We start from the raw sequence: 19,051 nt of genomic DNA, 5'->3' as shown, positions 1-19,051 counted from the left end.
ACATGGATAGATTTATCGGTGGCCTCGCCACCGGTCTTTACATACAAATTTGCCTATTGATCGGCATATTCGTGGTGACAGTGGGCATTGGTTCCTTTGCCATAACCGCCTTGCACGGCCAGGAAATCTACGCCTGGGTGATGCAGCAGCCGGCGCTGGCCCCGCTCACCGGCGCAATCGTCCTGTTGGCCGGATTGAAGATAGACCCAACAGGCGCTAGCACAGAGGCACTGTTCATTAACAACGGCATCCTTGGGATGTTGGCGCTCTCTTCGGCTGCTGTCTCGATATCCGTCTACATATCCATGCTGACAAGGGGCATTTCCATGCTGACGAGAGGCATCTTGGTCTGCCGCAAATGGTACCGCTCGCGCGCGACATGAGTGCGCCAAGCGGACCTCCTTTCACTCAGGAAACACAATGAAAAAGCACATGATTATCTGGGGAATCGCAATCGCGATCTTCGCCGTCGGCTACGCGCTGTACGAGCTTTACTCCTCCGCCAAAGAAGATTGCTACAAGCAGCCCTACGTAAGCAGCACATTTTGCGCGGTCGAGCGGAAGTAGCAGAAGGGGTCAGCCAATCTTTGTCTTGGTCGGCTACGTCTCCCCTCCATCGGGAAAGGCTGGTCGTCTGAAAAATGGAGTACATCTTGAACAAGAAACAGCCCACTCTTCGAAATCCAAACAGCACGTTAATGGCTTCGTCCGCGATAAAGGTCGCAATGGGGCTGGTCTCGATCGTCGTGGTGCTGGCGACGGTTGGAAAGCTAATTCAAGAATGGGCAACTGTGCTGTGGCTGGTGTCCCTAGGCGGACGGTTCTGGGGAGCTGTCTGCGTGGGACTAATCTGCGTCGCATGCGCTAGTTGGGCCGGGTTGGTCAGCTATGGCATGAGGGAAAGGGAGGCCCCGATAGCGCCTGGCGCATCAGAGCGTAAGGCAGCGTTCTTGCTCTGTCTTGACGTCACGCTGATTGCGGGTCTGGTGATTTTCCTTGTCGCTAACGTCGCCCTGTACGTTTCGTACGGCTCTTTCAGCGGACTGGACATCTATCAACAGATCGCTGTGGCCGTTATGCACGGTTCCATCGTCATGGGGATTCTCGGCTTGATCGTGCACGGGGTGATCGACATGATGGGGGGCCACTGATGGATCGAAAGATATACGCCGTGGAGGTCACGCTAGCCGGAATGACCCGACCGTACTCGTCGGAGTTTCAAACGGCTGATCAGTTCAAGGACGGCTGGAAACGCGTACTGTTGATGGCACATGGCAAGGCAGACGTACGTTGCACGTGTTCCGGCGCAGGTGAAAAACGCCTCTCGATCCACAGCCGCGCCAATTCGGACCGCTTCCACCTCGCCCGCTTCCCGGAGACAGGATCGGAGCACAGCGAAGACTGCGTTTACTACGGTGTAGATCCGACCATGTCCGGTCTTGGTTCCTACCGACGCGGCGTGGTTCAGGAACTCGACGACGGCGCGGTCAAGATTAAGCTGAAGGTCGGGCTTCAACAGCGTGCGACAGCAGCCCCAGAAGAAGGAGACGCCTCTTCGGCCCCCGCGCCGTCGATGCCCGCGACGCGCCCGCGAACCGGCCAAGCCAGCATGACACTGCTCGGTCTCCTGCACTTTCTTTGGACGCAGGCTGGGCTGCACGCATGGTCGCCAGGCATGGAAGGAAAGCGCAATCTAGGTGTGGTGCATTACCACTTGATGCGCTCAGCAATGACCACCTACGCGGGACGTGTTCGACTGGCCCAAAACCTTGTGATCGCCACGCCCACAGCGGCCGGACACCAAGCTGGTCACAATAAAGCCAAAGCCTTGGACGCGGTCACCCAACGACGGCGCTTGGTTGTAGTGGCACCGCTCGCGCAGCATCAAGAAGGAATGGACGGCAGCGCCACACTGCCCATCGCGGGATTTCACGGCATCCCGTATCTAAACCTTGATGAAAACGTCTGGGACCCCTTAGAACGCCGCTTTGCGCGAGAGATCGACTCTTGGCGGGCAGGAAATGCCGTCATCGCCATCGTACAGACGGATCCGCCCAAGTCCTCCGGAGGCAGCATGCGCGCACAGGTCGTCGATATCGCCCTCATGCAAACCACGCGTGACTGGATCCCGGTCGATTCGGGCTTCGAGGCTCTGGTTGCGGACAAGCTCGTCGCGGAAAAGCGTCGGTTCGAGAAGCCGCTCCGATTTGATGCCGGCGAGGACGCGGCGTTTCCGGACTTTTGGTTGCGCGACAGGCACACGCCAGCACCGCTGGAGGTGTGGGGCATGAATGCGCCCGAGTACTTGGCGCGCAAAGCTGAAAAGGGCCAGCACTACGACGAGACATACGGAAAGGATGGCTGGTGGGCATGGAACGCCTCAATCGGGGATCCCGTCCCAGAATTTCCCCCGCCGATCAACCTACTACGGGAAGGGCAATGATGCAGCACACAACAGTTCTCGGTCTTTGCTTTCTCGTAGGCGTGTCGATTGCGGAATAGTGAACGCCGGCATTCGTGGTTCGTCCAGAGGCGGCTTCGTATTTTTCGCAGCCCTGATTACCACGGTTCTGATGGGAATTCTTCTAAATTCGGGCTCATTCCCCGAGTCGAGTCAGATCGGGATGGAACGCCTCTTTGCAGGCTTCTCTGTCTTGACCGCTGCGTTGATGCCGGTCTTCTCCATTGCTACCGCGGGCCGAAGGGGGGTTGTGCGCGACCTCGGTGTTTGCGCCATCTTCGCGGTGACGACCTACTTCCTTCTGTGGCTGTAGCCGGTCCAGGCACCTGGCACGTACGGCTGGCCTGGCCCCGGCCCAGGACTCGTATGTCTATCGCTCCGTCCCCGCGCAATGGATAAGCAATGACCCCGACCGCTCCCTACTGAACTTCTCTTGGAGCCGATGAGCGTGCTCACTTTTACTATCTTGTTTCCGCTTTTGTTATCGGCCATGGCCTTACAGAATCGCGCCATGCGCGCGCAGACCAGGCGGGAAATGCTGATATGCACCGTACTCTGTATCGGTATTGGGCTCACGGCAGTGGGGGTGATTTATTACTCCTGCGCCTCTGGACAACCTGAATGCAGTCCCGTCTTCTCTCGCATGCTTGGGCTATCCAAATGAGGGCAGCGGAATGACCGGTATTTATGGAGTTTTCGCCCTGGTGTTCGTCGGCACAGTGGGATACGCACTCGTGACGAAAACGCGGGCAGCCTGGATCCTGGTGCTGAGCGAAGCCATTATCGGGTTCGGCTATTTCGCCTACTCCGTTCTTCTGTCCAAGCTCTGAAGGAGCAAGCTAATGAAAAAACTCGTTGCCTCGCTCGAAACCCACGCCGCCGAGCTGGCTTCCCTTGCTTCGTATGCAACCTGCATCCTGTCTACGGTCTTAGCGGCCTATACCGTGATCAAGGGCGACGCGGCATTGGGCGGGATCGCATTCGCAATCATTGCTTTGGTGTTCAAACTGGAAGTCGGACTTTTGGCGTTAAAGAGCGACCGTCGCGCCGGTGAACATCACACCTAACAATTCCGAGCCGAGTGGCGGGAGCGTTGAACGCTCCAATCGACATGAGGCACTCGAGGACTCTTGGATGCACAGCCTACAAAACACCCCTACTGCCCCGAGCGCAACACCTACACCTACCGGTGACAGGCTCTATCGATTGACTGACGTCGAGAGAGTCGTTTCCCTCAAGAAGAGCAAAATTTACGCGCTGATCAAGCTTGAACAGTTCCCCCGCCAAAGAAAGATTGACGGCGCGTCGCGTTGGGTCGCATCGGAGATCGACCGCTGGGTCGCTGAGCGCTAGCCGTCGTCCGGAAGGCGACGCACATCAACACGCAATCGGCAGGGTACATATAGGTGTACCCTTGGTGCCGGAGAAATGGACAAGGGCTTACGCGATGAACACGTAAGCCCTTGATTTTATTGGTCGGGGCGGTGGGATTCGAACTCACGACCCTCTGCTCCCAAAGCAGATGCGCTACCAGGCTGCGCTACGCCCCGAAGGGTGGCAACTATACCAGAATCCCGCCCGGCCCGGGAATCACCCCGCCTAGGACGCCATTCGCCCTCCCCCTTCCGGCCATCCCCTGATTGGCACCCATATAGTTCAAGCCTAAATTAATTATGGCTTCTGGCGAATGACCGATCCCGGTCAGCCCAATGCAAAACGGCGCGCCAGTCAGGCGCGCCGTTTTGCATCAAGGGACGATCCGGTATGCGATCAGCCGAAACGGCCCGTGATGTAGTCCTCGGTTTCCTTGCGCGACGGCTTCACGAAAATCTGGTCGGTCTGGCCAAATTCCATCAGCTCGCCCAGGTACATGTAGGCGGTGTAATCCGAGCAACGGGCGGCCTGCTGCATGTTGTGCGTCACGATCACGACCGTGTAGTCGTTCTTCAGTTCGGCGATCAGCTCTTCGATCTTGGCGGTGGAAATGGGGTCCAGCGCCGAGCACGGTTCGTCCAGCAGCAGCACTTCGGGCTTGATCGCCACGCCGCGCGCGATGCACAGGCGCTGTTGCTGGCCGCCCGACAGGCTGTTGCCACTTTGGTGCAGCTTGTCCTTCACTTCGTTCCACAGCGCAGCCTTGCTCAGCGCCCACTCCACGCGTTCGTCCATCTCGCCCTTGGACAGGCGTTCAAACAGACGCACGCCGAAGGAGATGTTGTCGTAGATGCTCATCGGGAACGGCGTGGGCTTCTGGAACACCATGCCGACCTTGGCGCGGATCAGCGAAATATCGGTCTTGGTGGTCAGCAGGTTTTCGCCGTCCAGCATGATTTCGCCCTCGGCGCGCTGGCCGGGGTACAGCTCGAACATGCGGTTGAACGTGCGCAGAAGTGTCGACTTGCCGCAGCCCGACGGGCCGATGAAGGCCGTGACCTTCTTCTCCTGGATCGACATGTTCACATTGCGGATCGCATGGAACTTGCCGTAGTAGAAGTTCAGGTTCTTGACCTCGATCTTGTTCTTGACGGCGGTAGCGGTGTTTTCCATTTCTCTTCCCTTGGCTCCGGCGCGCCATGCGCGCCGGCACAGCGATCTTTACTTGCGGAACATGTTGCGGGCAATGATGTTGATGCCCAGCACCAGCAACGTAATCAGCGTGGCCCCGGCCCAGGCCAGGTCATTCCAGTCCTTGAAGGGGCTGGCGGCGTATTGGTAGATCACGACCGGCAGGTTGGCCATCGGCGCATTCATGTTGAACGACATGAACTGGTTGGACAGCGCGGTGAACAGCAGCGGCGCGGTCTCGCCCGAGATCCGGGCAATGGCCAACAGCACGCCGGTGATGATGCCGGTCTTGGCGGCGCGATAGCACACCAGCGTGATCATGCGCCACTTGGGGCAACCCAGCGCCGCCGCGGCTTCGCGCAGGCTGTTGGGCACCAGCAGCAGCATGTTGTCGGTCGTGCGCACCACCACCGGAATCACCAGGATCGACAGCGCAAGCGCGCCGGCCCAGCCGGAGTAGTGCCCCACCTGCGCCACATACACGGCATAGATGAACAGGCCGATGATGATCGACGGCGCCGACAGCAGCACGTCGTTCAGGAAGCGCGTCGCGGGCGCCAGCCAGCCGCGCTGCCCGTATTCGGCCAGGTAGGTGCCGGCCAGGATGCCCACCGGCGTGCCGATCAGCGTGCCCACGCCCGCCATCACCACGCTGCCGAAGATCGCGTTGATCAGGCCGCCGGTTTGCCCGGGCGGCGGGGTGATCTCGGTGAACAGCGTGTACGACAGCGCGGGTGCGCCCTTGGTCAGCAGCGTCAGAATGATCCAGAACAGCCAGAACAGGCCGAACCCCAGCGTTCCGAGGGACACCGCAAGCATGATGCGGTTGACCACGCGGCGCCGGCGGTAGATGCCATTCTGCATATTGAGTACGGATACAGCCATGATCTTTTCCTTGTGCTCGCGGCGGGTCAGGTTTTCTTGCCTTCGCCGGCGGACAGGCGAACCAGCAGGACCTTGGCCAGGGCCAGCACGATCGTCGTGATCAGGAACAGGATCAGGCCCAGTTCCAGCAACGCCGACTTCTGGATGCCGCCCGCTTCATTGAATTCGTTGGCCAGGGCCGACGCGATCGAGTTGCCCGGAGAGAACAGCGAGCCCGACCATTTGAAGGCGTTGCCAATCACGAACGTCACGGCCATCGTCTCGCCCAGCGCGCGCCCCAGGCCCAGCATGATGCCGCCGATGACGCCCGACTTGGTGAACGGCAGTACCACGCGCCACATCACTTCCCACGTCGTGCTGCCCAGGCCGTAGGCCGATTCCTTCAGCATCGCGGGCACCAGTTCAAACACGTCGCGCATCACCGCGGCGATGAACGGGATGATCATGATGGACAGGATCAGGCCGGCCGTGAAGATGCCGATGCCGAACGGCGGACCGGCGAAGATGCCGCCAATGACGGGCACGCTGCCCAGGGTGGCGATCAGGAACGGCTGCACGTACTGCTGGAACACCGGCACGAAAACGAACAGGCCCCACATCCCGTAGATGATCGACGGGATCGCCGCCAGCATTTCCACTGCAGTGCCCAACGGGCGGCGCAGCCAGGTCGGCGACAGTTCGGTCAGGAAGATGGCGATGCCGAACGACACCGGCACCGCGATGATCAGCGCGATGGCCGAGGTCAGCAGCGTGCCGATGATCGGCACCACGGCGCCATAGTTCTGGTTGACGGGGTCCCAATCGTTCAGCCACAGGAACGACAGGCCGTACTTGGCCAGCGATTCACGGCTGCCGTAAATCAGGGATACGAGAATCGCCGCCAACAGAATGAACACCAGGAAGGCGAACAGGCGGGTCAGATTCTTGAAAAGCGCATCCATCAGCGCATTTTTATTTTGCTTCATAGGCGAAGGCGTGCCGGTAGTCACGGAGTCCGCCACGCTGGGCGAAAGCGGCACACTATTATCCATTACCGCGCTCATGGATGGACTTTCCTTAGGTAACCTGGGGGAACAACGGGAGGTCTTGCGGCAGACCGCCCCTTATCTTCTGCTGGCAGAAAACCAGGGGCGGCTGCTTGACGGGTTGCGCGCGTTGGGGAGCCGCTTGCTTAGCGGGCTCCTTCCCGCGCTTTACCCATTTACTTCCAGACGGCCTTGCCGTCGGCAGCCTTCACTTCGCCCCAAGCAGCGCGAATTTCCTTGGTAACGGCTTCCGGCAGCGGCACGTAGTCCATCGTTTCAGCCGACTTGGCGCCGTTCTTGAACGCCCAGTCGAAGAACTCCAGCACGGCCTTGCCCTGAGCCGGCTTGTCTTGCGACTTGTGGATCAGGATGAAGGTTGCGGCGGTGACGGGCCACGAATCGTCGCCCGGCTCGTCGGTCAGGACCACGCCCATGCCCGGCGCGCTCTTCCAGTCGGCGTTGGCGGCCGCGGCAGCGAATGCCTTCTGCTCCGGCTGGACGAACTTGCCAGCCTTGTTTTGCAGCTGCGTCCAGGCCAGCTTGTTCTGCTTGGCGTAGGCGTATTCCACGTAGCCGATCGAGTTCTTCAGCTGGCCGACGTAGGCGGCGACGCCTTCGTTGCCCTTGCCGCCCTGGCCGGTGGGCCACTTGACGGCCTTGCCTTCACCGACTTGCGACTTCCAGTCAGCCGACACCTTGGACAGGTAGTTGGTCCAGCCGAAGGTGGTGCCCGAGCCGTCCGAACGGTGCACGACGATGATGTCGGCCGAGGGCAGCTTGACGTCGGGGTTCAGCGCCTTGATGGCGCTGTCGTCCCACTTCTTGATCTTGCCCAGGAAGATGTCGGCCAGCACGGGGCCCGACAGCTTCAGCTTGCCCGGCGCAACGCCGTCGACGTTCACAACCGCCACGGTGCCGCCGATCACGGCCGGGAATTGCAGCAGGCCGTTCTTTTCGAGGTCAGCTGCCTTCATGGGATCGTCCGAGGCGCCGAAATCGACGGTCTTGGCGATGATCTGCTGCTGGCCGCCGCCGGAACCGATCGACTGGTAGTTGACCGCGTTGTTGGTGGCAGCCTTGTAGTCGGACGCCCACTTGGCGTAGATCGGGTACGGGAACGATGCGCCGGCGCCGGTAACATCGGCAGCCTGGACGGCAAACACGGCGGCGCTCAGCGCGACGCCCAGGGAAACTTGCTTGAAGACACGTTTGAACATCAGGGTTCCTTCTGTGCTCGTTGGAGGAGTCTGGTCAGGCTTTTTCGGTGCCTGTCTTTCAGCGACCCTCGCATCTTAGAAGCCCAACGTGACAGGATAGTGACAGTCACATACGCTTCATACGACACCGTTTTCATCCCCAAAAACACCGCGGCCGCCCTGGAAACCGGGGCGGCCGCGATATTCAGGGACAATTCCCTGTGTGACAAGACAAGGCGTTACACGCCCAGTTTCTGCATCAGGTACAGGTGCAGGTTGAAGGGCTCGCGACGGCTCTTGACCCTGGCGTAATCGCCATCAGGCTGCTGTTGCCATGCCAATTGGTTATCACGAAGCGCGTAAGTGAACGCCTCGTCGATGACGCGCTTCTTCAAGGTCTTGTCGTAGATCGGGAACGCGATTTCCACACGGCGGAAGAAATTGCGGTCCATCCAGTCCGCCGACGACAGGTAAACCGTTTCCTCGCCGTCCGCGTAGAAATAGAACACCCGCGAATGCTCCAGGAAGCGTCCCACGATGGAACGCACCCGGATGTTCTCGGACAGCCCGGGCACGCCCGCGCGCAACGCGCACACGCCGCGCACGATCAGGTCGATCTTCACGCCGGCCTGGCTGGCCTTATAGAGTTCTTCGATGACCTGCTCTTCCAGCAGCGAGTTCATCTTGGCCATGATGCGGGCACGCTTGCCGGCCTTGGCCGCCCGGGCCTCGGCGCGGATCAACGCCACCATGCCGTCATGCATGGTGAAAGGCGACTGCATCAACGCCTTGAGCGAGCGGCGCGCCCCCAGCCCGGTCAGCTGCGCGAAGACCTTGTCCATGTCCTCGCACAGTTTCGGGTCCGCGGTCAGCAGCCCGAAGTCGGTGTACAGCCTGGCCGTGCGGGGGTGGTAGTTGCCCGTGCCCAGGTGGGCATAGCGGCGCAGACGGCCGTTCTCGCGGCGTAGCACCACCGCCATCTTGGCATGCGTCTTGTGCGCGACGACCCCATACACCACATGCGCCCCCACCTCTTCGAGCTTGGACGCCCAGTTGATGTTGGTCTGCTCGTCAAAGCGCGCCATCAGTTCCACCACCACCGTGACTTCCTTGCCGGCACGCGCGGCCGCCAGCAGGATCTTCATCAGCTCGGAATCCTCGCCGGTGCGGTAGATGGTCTGCTTGATGGCCATCACGTCGGGGTCCAGCGCGGCAGCCGTCAGGAAATCGATGACGGGCTGGAATGACTGGTACGGGTGGTGCAGCAGCCGGTCCTGCTCGGCCACGGCCTCGAACAGCTCGGACGGTTTGTCGCCCACGCGGTCAAACGGCGCCGGCACCGGGGCACGGTAATCCGGAAACAGCAGGTCGGGACGCAGGTCCGAATTGCACAGCTGCATCAGGCGCGACAGGTTCACCGGCCCTGGCACGCGGTAGGTGTCCTGGGCGGTCAGCGAAAACTCGCGTTGCAGAAAGGTTTCCAGCTCGACGGGCGTCAGCTTGTCGATTTCCAGCCGCACGGCAGCGCCAAAATTGCGTTGCGACAACTCGCCCTGCAGCGCATGGCGCAGATTGGTGACTTCTTCCTCATCCACGAACAGGTCGCTATTACGCGTGACCCGCCACTGGTAGCAGCCCAGCATCTCCAGCCCCGGGAACAGTTCGCCCACGAAGGCCCGCAGCAAGGACGTCAGCAGGATGAAGCCTTCGGGGTGGCCGGAGAGCGCGGGCGGCATCTTGATCAGGCGCGGCAGCGCGCGCGGCGCCTGCACCACGGCGATCGACGCCTGACGGCCAAACGCATCCGCGCCCGCCAGCGACACGATGAAATTCAGGCTCTTGTTGTAGACCCGGGGAAACGGGTGCGCCGGGTCAAGCCCGATCGGGGTCAGCAGCGGCATCACGTCGCGGTTGAACACGTCGCGCGCCCACTGCTGCTGCTCGGCGTTCCATTCGGACGCGTGATGCAGCGTGATGCCTTCGGCCTGCATGGCCGGCAGGATCTCGTCGTTCAGCAGGTTGTACTGGCGCGCCACCAGGGCGTGCACGGCTTGCTGGACGTTTTCGAACGCCTGGTCAGGCGTCATGCCGTCCGGGCCGACCAAATTGGGAGACTGGCGCTGCTGCTCTTTCAGGCTGGAGATCCGGATTTCGAAGAATTCGTCCAGATTGGAACTGACGATACACACGTAGCGCAGCCGTTCCAGCAAAGGCGTCTTCGGATTTTCCGCCATCGCCAGCACACGGTCGTTGAATTTGAGCAGCGACAACTCACGATTCATGAGCAAGGGCTCGCCAGGCGGGCGTGTGGGCATACCGGATTCCATACGTAGGGGGAGCGTGGAGTTTTACTGCAAATAAGTGACGGTTCTATGACACAGCGGCAATTCCGTAGCGTACGCCAAATTCGGGACATATAGCGCACAGGCCTTTTCTCGCAAGCCCATGTTCCATAAGCGAAAACCCGTAGCTCAGGGCACTGTCACATGGGGTCTCTATAATCAGGCCACCTCAAAGCCTATATTACGAGCCGCATGGATCAACTTCTGGCCGCGGTGGACCTCGGGTCCAACAGCTTCCGCCTCTCCATCGGACGCATCGTTCAACAGGACGGTACGCCCCAGATCTACCAGATCGATCGTCTCAAGGAAACCGTCCGGCTTGCCGCCGGCCTTGACGCCGAGAAACGCCTTGGCGACGACGCCATCGAGCGCGCCATCGCCGTCCTGGAGCGCTTTGGCGACCGCCTGCGCAGCTTCCACCCCAATCGCGTTCGCGCGGTCGCCACCAATACTTTCCGGGTTGCCCGCAACACGCGGGACTTCCTGCCGCGCGCCGAAGCCGCCCTGGGCTTCCCCATCGAGGTCATTGCCGGCCGCGAAGAGGCCCGCCTGATCTTCTCGGGCGTGGTCCACACCCTGCCCCCGTCGCCCAACAAGCGGCTGGTCATCGATATCGGCGGCGGCTCCACCGAAGTCATTATTGGCAAAGGCCACGAACCCGGCCTGATGTCGTCGCTGTACATGGGTTGCGTCAGCTACAGCCGCCAGTTCTTCTCGGACGGCGTGGTGGATGCGCACCAGATGAAGCAGGCCGAACTGGCCGCGCGGCGCGAGATCGAAGTCATCGCCAAGCAGTACCGCAAGATGGGCTGGAAAGAGGCCTATGGCTCTTCCGGCACCGCCAAGGCGCTGTTCGCGATCCTGACGGAAAGCCGCTTTTCCGACCGCGGCATTACCCGCGCGGGCCTGGCCAAGCTGAAAGACCGCATCGTGCGTTCCGGCCGGGTCATCCCGTCCGAACTGCCCGGCATCAAGATCGAACGGTCCGATGTGTTGCCCGGCGGACTGGCCATCATGACCGCGCTGTTCGATGAACTCGGCATCGAGGTCATGCACACCGGGGACGGCGCGCTGCGCCTGGGCGTGTTGTACGACCTCCTGGGGCGTGACGACGAGCATGACAAGCGCGATGAATCGGTGCGCCAGTTCATGAAGCGCTACCACGTCGATCTGAACCAGGCCCGTCGCGTGCGCCACGCCGCGCTGACGCTGTTCGACGCCATGTTCCCCGAGGGCCCGGAACGCGCCGAGCTACGCCCGGCCCTGGGCTGGGCGGCCGACCTGCACGAAGTGGGCCTGTCGATCGCGCACAACGCGTATCACAAGCACACCGCGTACGTGCTGGAAAACGCCGACATGCCGGGCTTTTCGCGCGCCGATCAGCAGTTGCTGGCATTGCTGGCGCTGGGTCATCAGGGCAAGCTGACCAAGCTGGAACCGCTGATCCGCACGCGTCCCCAATGGAAGGCCATCCTTAGCCTGCGGCTGGCCGTCCTGCTGTTCCGCCGCCGCGGCGAGATCGAACCGCTGCCGCTGACCGCTTCGGTCCGCGACAACTCCATCGTCGTGCGCGTCAACCGCGAATGGCTGGCCCAGCACCCGTTAAGCGACTTCACGCTGCGCGCGGAAGAAGCGGAATGGAACAAGGTCGGTTTTTCGTTCGAAGTGCTGGAATTCTGATCCCGGCGCGCTGAACCGGCGCGCACAGGAAAACGGGCGATGGCCGCAAAGCCATCGCCCGTTTTTTTATTAGAACGGCGACAAATCCGTCTCGCGATGAAGCCGTTTTAGCTCCATGCGCAAGGGCCGCGTGGCCCGCCGTATCAGTCTGATCTTCATACGGCGGATCAGGCGGCGCATGATGATCAGCGCTGGCCGTTGAGGGCCGCGGGTTGATCCAGACCGAAGTGACGGCGGTAACGCTCGTCCATGCGTTCCATTTTCAGCAACACCGGGAAGTCCGCGGCGTTGAAATCCGGGTCCCAGGCGGGTTCGCCGCATACTTTGGCGCCCAGCTTCAGGTAACCCTTGATCAGCGGCGGCACGCGGGCAGGCAACGTGCTGTTCAGCTTTTCCACCGGATACCGGTGCAGGGGCACCACGCGCGGTTCGTTCTCAAGCGGCAGGTGCTTGGATATCGTGCGCCAGACTTCCGCGGCGGTGACGCCGTCGTCGCGCAGGCTGACGCTTGCGCAGCCCAGCACGTATTCGTAACCGCCGCGCCGCAGGTATTCGGCCAGGCCGGACCACAGCAGCATGATGACCGCGCCGTTACGGTAGTCGGCGTGCGTACACGAACGGCCGACTTCGACCAGGTTGTCGCGGATCGCGCCCAGGCCGGACAGATCGAATTCGGATTGCGAGTAGTACCCGCCCGCCTCCCGCGCCTTTTCAGGCGTCAGGATCCGGTACGTGCCGACAATGCGGCCCGTATCCATTTCGCGGACCATCAGGTGTTCGCAGAAGGGATCGAAACGATCATGTTCGATACCGTCTTGGGCGTCCGGAAACACGACCCCCATATCCTCAGTGAAGACGTCGTAACGCAGACGCTGAATCTGCTCGATTTCTTCAGCCGTGCGCGCCAGTCCGACCGCCAGCACCTTCGGGGTGATGCCCGTGAACGGTTCGGCGGGATTACGGCTTGGGTTGATGCGTGCTAGTTCCAGCATTGCGCGAAGCTCCTAGAGAGTCCAGTCAGTGTGGACGCCCTGTATGTCAAAGACTTGACCAATATGTTACGTGACTATGAAGTTTAGTTCGGGGAAGATGGGTCAACTTTAGGCAAATCTCGACAAAACTTTACAATTGAACGCCGGGGCGCGAATACACAAAAGCCACCCCCGCTAACGGTGGGTGGCTTTCGTCCCGGTCGACTTGTCGGGCCTATTGCAGGCTGGCGGCAAGCTTCTCGGCGCAGGAAACGGCAAGGGATTCATCCTCGGCTTCCACCATCAACCGAAGCTTCGGTTCAGTGCCCGAAGCGCGGATCAGGATACGGCCGCGGCCGCCCAGTTCGGCCTCGACCGCCTTGCGCGCGGCCGTCAGGCCGGCATGGGTTTTCCAGTCCTGGCCAGGCGCCAGCGGCACGTTGATCATCTTCTGCGGATACATACGCAGATCGCCCACCCACTCGGCCATCGACGCGTTGTTGCGGCGCAGCGCGGTCAATACCTGCAGGGCCGCGATAATGCCGTCGCCGGTGGAATGGCAATCCAGGCACAGCAGGTGGCCGGAGCTTTCGCCGCCGTACAGCCAGCCGCGCGATTGCATCTGCTCCAGCACGTAGCGGTCGCCCACGTTGGCGCGCTCAAAGCCCACGCCCAGGCGTTCCATTTCGCGCTCGAAGCCGAAGTTGGTCATCAGCGTGCCGACCACGCCATCCACCTTGTTGCGCTGCATGCGTTCGCGAACGATGGCGTACAGCAGCTCGTCGCCGTTGTAGATGCGGCCTTCGCCGTCCACCACCTGCAGGCGGTCGGCATCGCCGTCCAGCGCGATGCCCAACTGCGCGCCGCGGGCCTTCACTTCCTTGGCCAGCATCTCGGGGTGCAAGGCACCCACGCCCTTGTTGATGTTGAAGCCATCCGGATGTACGCCGATGGCATGCACTTCGGCGCCCAATTCCCGGAACACGTGGGGAGCGATGTTGTAAGCGGCGCCGTGGGCCGCATCCACCACGATCGTCATGCCGTTCAGGTCGAGATCGTTGGGGAACGTGCTCTTGCAGAATTCGATGTACCGGCCCTGCGCATCGGACATACGGCGCGCGCGCCCCAGGCCCTCGGAGGCGACGCAGCCCAGGGGCTCGTCCAGGGCGGCTTCGATATCAGCCTCGATCTCGTCGGGCAGCTTCATGCCTTGAGCCGAGAAGAACTTGATGCCGTTGTCCTGGTACGGATTGTGCGAAGCGCTGATGACAATGCCCGCCACCAGGCGCAGCGCCCGGGTCAGGTAGGCCACGGCGGGCGTCGGGATGGGGCCGGCCAGCAGCACATCGATGCCTGCGGCGGACAAGCCCGCTTCCAGGGCGGATTCCAGCATGTAGCCCGAAATACGGGTGTCCTTGCCGATCACGACCTGCGGACGCGTCCCGCCGCGCACGGCGTGCTCGCGCGCCAGCACACGGCCAGCCGCATAGCCCAGGCGCAGAGCGAATTCGGCGTTGATCACCGGACCGCCGACTTCTCCGCGCACTCCATCCGTACCAAAATACTTGCGTCGAATCATGAACTGATTGCTCCTTGTTCGGCCGCGTGCCATACCTTAAGGGCATCCACGGTGGCGGCCACATCGTGCACGCGCACGATGGAGGCCCCCCGGGACACACAGGCAAGGGCAGCGGCAATGCTGCCGGCCAGCCTGTCGCCGACCGGCCGGCCAGTGGCCTGGCCGATCATGGTCTTGCGCGACAGGCCGATCAGCAATGGATAACCCGTGCTGCGCAGGCTGGACAGCCGGCGCAATAATTGAAAATTCTGGTCCGCGGTTTTGCCGAAACCGAACCCCGGGTCCAGCACGATACGGCGGGGATCAACCCACGCCGCGCGCAGCTTTTGCGCCCGCGCGCCCAGGAACAGGCCGATCTCTCCGATCAAATCGGTGTACTCCGGGGGGCTGGCCTGCATCGTGCGGGGCTCGCCCTTCATGTGCATCACGCATAGCCCGCAACGCGATTGCGACACGGCCTCGATGGCGCCGGGCTGCCTGAATCCGTAGATGTCGTTGATCATGTCGGCGCCCGCATCCAGCGTGGCGCGCATGACTTCCGGCTTGAAGGTATCGATGGACAAGGGCACGCCGCAGTCGCGCAGCGCTTCGATCACGGGCAACAACCGGCTCAATTCGTCGGCTACCGACACCGGCTGCGCGCCGGGGCGCGTGGACTCGCCGCCCAGGTCCAGGATCTGGGCGCCCTCTTCGATGAGTTGGCGCGCATGCGCCACCGCGGAGTCCGTATCGTCGTGCTGGCCGCCGTCGGAAAAGGAATCCGGCGTGACATTGACGATACCCATGACAAGCGGGCGCTCGAGATCAAACTCGAAGCGCCCGCAAAGGAAGTTATTTGCCATAACTCAGGACAAAAAACCTCAGACTGCTGCAGCCGTGCTGCCGCCAGCCGCCAGACCGGTGCTGGGAGGCGTGTCGGTCGAATCGGACGGGCCTTGCGGCGTTTTCGGGGGGCGCGGAGGACGGCCCTCGATGATGTCGTTGATCTGGTCGGCGTCGATGGTTTCCCATTCGAGCAGCGCGGACGTCATCACTTCGACCTTGTCGCGATTGTCTTCCAGGATCTTGCGCGCGACTTGGTATTGCTCGTCGATGATGCGGCGGATCTCGGTGTCCACCTTTTGCATGGTGGCTTCGGACATGTGCGTCGTCTTGGTGACGCTGCGGCCCAGGAACACTTCGCCTTCGTTCTCGGCGTAGACCATGGGTCCCAGCTCGTCGGTCATGCCGTAGCGCGTAACGATATCGCGGGCGATGGCGGTGGCGCGTTCGAAGTCGTTCGAGGCGCCCGTCGTCATCTGGTCCATGAAGAGTTCTTCGGCGATGCGGCCGCCGAACAGCACGGCGATGGTGGACAGCAAGCGGCCCTTGTCCATGCTGTAGCGGTCGGTTTCAGGCAACTGCATCGTCACGCCCAGCGCACGGCCACGCGGGATGATGGTGACCTTGTGAACCGGATCGGTCTTGGGCAGCAGACGTGCAACGATCGCGTGGCCGGACTCGTGGTACGCGGTGTTCTTGCGTTCCTCTTCGGGCATGACGATCGAGCGGCGCTCGGCGCCCATGATGATCTTGTCCTTGGCCTTTTCGAAGTCGGACATATCCACCGTGCGGCCATTGCGGCGCGCGGCGAACAGGGCGGCTTCGTTGACCAGGTTGGCCAGGTCGGCGCCCGAAAAACCGGGGCAGCCGCGCGCCAGGATGGTCGCGTCGACGTTAGGCGACAGCGGAACCTTGCGCATGTGGACCTTCAGGATCTGCTCGCGGCCACGGATATCGGGCAGCGGCACAACCACTTGGCGGTCGAAACGGCCCGGACGCAGCAGCGCCGGATCCAGCACGTCGGGACGGTTGGTTGCGGCGATCACGATGACGCCCTGGCCGGATTCAAAGCCGTCCATTTCAACCAGCATCTGGTTCAGGGTCTGTTCGCGCTCATCATTGCCGCCACCCAGGCCGGCGCCGCGCTGACGGCCCACCGCATCGATTTCGTCGATGAAGATGATGCAAGGCGCATGCTTCTTGGCGTTTTCGAACATGTCGCGGACACGGGCCGCGCCCACGCCGACGAACATTTCAACGAAGTCCGAACCCGAGATGCTGAAGAACGGCACCTTGGCTTCGCCGGCGATGGCCTTGGCCAGCAGCGTCTTGCCGGTACCGGGCGAACCGACCATCAGCACGCCGCGCGGGATACGACCGCCCAGCTTCTGGAACTTGCTGGGGTCGCGCAGGAAGTCGACCAGTTCCTGGACGTCTTCCTTGGCTTCGTCGCAACCGGCGACGTCCGCGAAGGTGATCTGGTTGGTGTTTTCGTCAAGCATGCGGGCGCGCGATTTGCCGAAGCTGAACGCACCGCCCCTGCCGCCGCCCTGCATCTGTCGCATGAAGAACACCCAGACGCCGATCAACAGCAGCATGGGGAACCACGACACGAAGATGCTCATCAGCAGCGATTGCTCTTCGCGCGGCTTGCCCGACACCTGCACGCCGTACTTCAGCAGATCGGAGACCATCCAGAGGTCGCCCGGCGAAGTCAACGTATAGGCGCGGCCCGCGTCCGGGGTGACGTACAGCACGTCGCCCTGAACGTCGACCTTGCGGATACGTCCCGCCTTGGCGTCGTCCATGAACTGCGTGTAGGTCACGCCGTCCTGGGTCTGAGCGCGTCCGTCGAACTGTTTGAAGACGGTAAATAGCACAAGGGCTATCACCATCCAGACAGCGACTTTGGAAAATGAATTATTCAAGGTCGATCTCCTGCTTTCGATTCCGACCGGCGACCGCGCACCCGCATATGGCACAGTCACAAGTATGTCAATAGCCCATTCTACCCTGTTGGACCCGATTGCGTCCTGGGATCCCTGGGGCCCGTGTATTTACGTCTGATTCGTGATTTTTTAGGTCGTTGTCTCGCCAAGCAGGTAGCGTTTTTTTGGGGTTCCGGAGAAACATACCCCGGCCCGGGGTTACTTCAGATCGCGGGCAACCAGAAAGGTTTCAGAGGACTTGGCCCTTGATGCCTTCGGCTTGCGCTCGACCACCCGCTTGAAGTGCTGCTTGAAGCTTTGCACGATCTGCGAAAAACCGCTGCCGTGGAAAGCCTTGACGATCAGCACGCCGTCGGGCTTGAGGTGAGCGCGGGAAAATTCCATCGCCAGGTCGCACACATGCTGGATGCGCGCGGCGTCGGCAATCCCCACGCCTGACAAGTTGGGGGCCATGTCTGAAATAACAAGGTCCACGGCGTGCGATCCGACCATGTCTTCCAATTGTTTCAGAACTTCATCTTCGCGGAAGTCGCCCTGGATGAATTCGACGCCCGCGATGGGCTCCATGGGAAGCATGTCCAGCGCAATAATACGTCCGTCCACGATGCCGCCCGGCCCCGTCAGGCGCTCTCGCACCACTTGGGACCAGCTGCCGGGCGACGAACCCAGATCGACGACCAGGTCTCCCCGGCGGAGCAACTTTTCGTTGTCCAGAAGCTCGATCAGCTTGAAAGCGCCCCGGGCCCGATAGCCCTTCTGTTGCGCCAGCTTCACATAGGGATCGTTGATGTGCTGGTGAATCCAGTCTTTAGAGAATTTATTCTTGGCCATTACCGTACAATTCCACGCATGCCTATATTAGAACTTACCTCTCGTGAGCGCAGCGACCTTCGGTCCGCCGCCCACCCCCTGCGCCCCGTCGTCCTGATTGGCGACAACGGCCTGACCGAAGCCGTGCTCAAGGAAATCGACCTGGCACTGTCTTCGCACGGCCTGATCAAGGTACGCGCCGGTGGCGACGACCGCGAGGCCCGCGACACCATGTTGTCGACGATTTGCGACACTCTGTCTTGCGCCCCGGTGCATCACCTGGGCAAGACCCTGATTCTTTTCCGCCCGCTGGCCGGCAACGTCAAGCCCGCCGCACTGGCCGCCAGAGAGCCCGAAGCCCCGGCCAAGCGCCGCGCCTCGGAACCGTACACGCCCAAGAAGCTGGCCGCCGAAGGCAAGACACTTGGCAAGCGTCCGCGCCGCAGCGAGTCCGAAGAGCCCAAGCCGGCCAAAACCCGCTTCGTGCCGCAGGACCAGCTGAATAAGAACGGCAAGCCCATGCGTCCCAGCAACAAACGCGCCACCGACAGCAGCCACGGCATTCCTCGCCGCGCCGGCAGTGCGCTCAGCCTTCGGGCCGGGGCACGCAGCGGCACCAGCCGCAAGACGACGAAAAGGTAAGGCCGGGCACAAAAACGGGCGCTTTACGCGCCCGGTCCACCATAGCGATCCGCGAATGTACCGCGGAATCCAGACGAACGCAGCGTTCGGTTTATGGTGTTTTGACAGCTAACTGCTTGGGTTG

Annotated in this window: 19 protein-coding genes and 1 tRNA gene; 9 read left to right on the top strand and 11 right to left on the bottom strand. The window is 61.7% G+C overall.

All coding sequences use genetic code 11. The features are described 5' to 3' along the window. Positions 1-2: 2 nt before the first annotated feature. From CQ050_RS26940 to CQ050_RS31355, 7 genes are all read left to right on the top strand, one after another. Complete coding sequence (locus tag CQ050_RS26940; protein ID WP_105559902.1) at positions 3-383, top strand: hypothetical protein; 381 nt, start codon at positions 3-5, stop codon at positions 381-383. Positions 384-420: 37 nt separating this feature from the next. Then, the gene (locus CQ050_RS30915) at positions 421-567 is read left to right on the top strand and encodes a hypothetical protein (RefSeq protein WP_158266086.1); all 147 of its coding nucleotides are present in this window, start codon (positions 421-423) and stop codon (positions 565-567) included. Between the two features lie 86 nt (positions 568-653). Further along, complete coding sequence (locus CQ050_RS26935; RefSeq protein ID WP_146121065.1) at positions 654-1,151, top strand: hypothetical protein; 498 nt, start codon at positions 654-656, stop codon at positions 1,149-1,151. 41 nt (positions 1,152-1,192) lie between these two features. After that, positions 1,193-2,443: a DUF1173 family protein gene (locus CQ050_RS26930; RefSeq protein ID WP_233214320.1), complete on the top strand. Its 1,251-nt coding sequence runs from the start codon at positions 1,193-1,195 to the stop codon at positions 2,441-2,443. A 692-nt stretch (positions 2,444-3,135) separates the two neighbouring features. After that, entirely contained in the window at positions 3,136-3,291 is a 156-nt protein-coding gene (locus tag CQ050_RS30910; RefSeq protein ID WP_158266085.1) for a hypothetical protein, read from the top strand. Between the two features lie 12 nt (positions 3,292-3,303). Continuing rightward, positions 3,304-3,528 carry a hypothetical protein gene (locus CQ050_RS26920; RefSeq protein ID WP_105559898.1) on the top strand — a complete coding sequence of 75 codons (225 nt, stop codon included), beginning with the start codon at positions 3,304-3,306 and terminating at the stop codon, positions 3,526-3,528. A 67-nt stretch (positions 3,529-3,595) separates the two neighbouring features. Further along, positions 3,596-3,814, top strand: coding sequence for an AlpA family transcriptional regulator (locus CQ050_RS31355; RefSeq protein ID WP_105559897.1), 219 nt, complete (start codon positions 3,596-3,598; stop codon positions 3,812-3,814). A 120-nt stretch (positions 3,815-3,934) separates the two neighbouring features. Here the strand turns inward: CQ050_RS31355 and CQ050_RS26910 are convergent. From CQ050_RS26910 to ppk1, 6 genes are all read right to left on the bottom strand, one after another. Beyond that, positions 3,935-4,011 (bottom strand) — tRNA-Pro (locus CQ050_RS26910). Between the two features lie 220 nt (positions 4,012-4,231). Next, on the bottom strand, positions 4,232-5,008 hold the full coding sequence (pstB, locus tag CQ050_RS26905) for a phosphate ABC transporter ATP-binding protein PstB (protein WP_105559896.1): 777 nt from the start codon (positions 5,006-5,008) through the stop codon (positions 4,232-4,234). A gap of 48 nt (positions 5,009-5,056) precedes the next feature. After that, positions 5,057-5,911, bottom strand: coding sequence for a phosphate ABC transporter permease PstA (gene pstA / locus CQ050_RS26900; RefSeq protein ID WP_105559895.1), 855 nt, complete (start codon positions 5,909-5,911; stop codon positions 5,057-5,059). A 26-nt stretch (positions 5,912-5,937) separates the two neighbouring features. Continuing rightward, entirely contained in the window at positions 5,938-6,954 is a 1,017-nt protein-coding gene (gene pstC / locus CQ050_RS26895) for a phosphate ABC transporter permease subunit PstC (protein ID WP_035212374.1), read from the bottom strand. Between the two features lie 158 nt (positions 6,955-7,112). Beyond that, entirely contained in the window at positions 7,113-8,153 is a 1,041-nt protein-coding gene (gene pstS / locus CQ050_RS26890; protein WP_105559894.1) for a phosphate ABC transporter substrate-binding protein PstS, read from the bottom strand. Between the two features lie 218 nt (positions 8,154-8,371). After that, complete coding sequence (ppk1, locus tag CQ050_RS26885; RefSeq protein WP_105559893.1) at positions 8,372-10,447, bottom strand: polyphosphate kinase 1; 2,076 nt, start codon at positions 10,445-10,447, stop codon at positions 8,372-8,374. Positions 10,448-10,666: 219 nt separating this feature from the next. Between ppk1 and ppx the strand changes: the two genes are divergently transcribed. Further along, positions 10,667-12,154 (top strand): exopolyphosphatase, encoded by a 1,488-nt coding sequence (gene ppx, locus CQ050_RS26880; protein WP_105559892.1) that lies wholly within the window; start codon positions 10,667-10,669, stop codon positions 12,152-12,154. Between the two features lie 185 nt (positions 12,155-12,339). Here the strand turns inward: ppx and CQ050_RS26875 are convergent, their stop codons facing one another. The 5 genes from CQ050_RS26875 to CQ050_RS26855 form a co-directional block, all read right to left on the bottom strand. Then, positions 12,340-13,146, bottom strand: coding sequence for a GNAT family N-acetyltransferase (locus CQ050_RS26875; protein WP_105559891.1), 807 nt, complete (start codon positions 13,144-13,146; stop codon positions 12,340-12,342). Between the two features lie 214 nt (positions 13,147-13,360). Then, positions 13,361-14,704 (bottom strand): phosphoglucosamine mutase, encoded by a 1,344-nt coding sequence (gene glmM, locus CQ050_RS26870; protein ID WP_105559890.1) that lies wholly within the window; start codon positions 14,702-14,704, stop codon positions 13,361-13,363. Then, positions 14,701-15,546, bottom strand: a complete 846-nt coding sequence (gene folP / locus CQ050_RS26865) for a dihydropteroate synthase (RefSeq protein WP_105559889.1) — start codon at positions 15,544-15,546, stop codon at positions 14,701-14,703. The genes glmM and folP overlap by 4 nt, the downstream gene beginning before the upstream one ends. Before the next feature lie 18 nt (positions 15,547-15,564). Next, on the bottom strand, positions 15,565-17,454 hold the full coding sequence (gene ftsH / locus CQ050_RS26860; RefSeq protein ID WP_105559888.1) for an ATP-dependent zinc metalloprotease FtsH: 1,890 nt from the start codon (positions 17,452-17,454) through the stop codon (positions 15,565-15,567). Between the two features lie 219 nt (positions 17,455-17,673). Further along, positions 17,674-18,306 (bottom strand): RlmE family RNA methyltransferase, encoded by a 633-nt coding sequence (locus CQ050_RS26855; RefSeq protein ID WP_006222881.1) that lies wholly within the window; start codon positions 18,304-18,306, stop codon positions 17,674-17,676. Positions 18,307-18,324: 18 nt separating this feature from the next. Between CQ050_RS26855 and CQ050_RS26850 the strand changes: the two genes are divergently transcribed. Then, on the top strand, positions 18,325-18,927 hold the full coding sequence (locus CQ050_RS26850) for a YhbY family RNA-binding protein (protein WP_105559887.1): 603 nt from the start codon (positions 18,325-18,327) through the stop codon (positions 18,925-18,927). Positions 18,928-19,051: the final 124 nt, after the last annotated feature.

It is taken from the genome of Achromobacter sp. MYb9, assembly GCF_002975275.1.
Lineage (GTDB): Bacteria > Pseudomonadota > Gammaproteobacteria > Burkholderiales > Burkholderiaceae_B > Achromobacter.
This window is presented reverse-complemented; position numbering and strand designations above follow the sequence as displayed.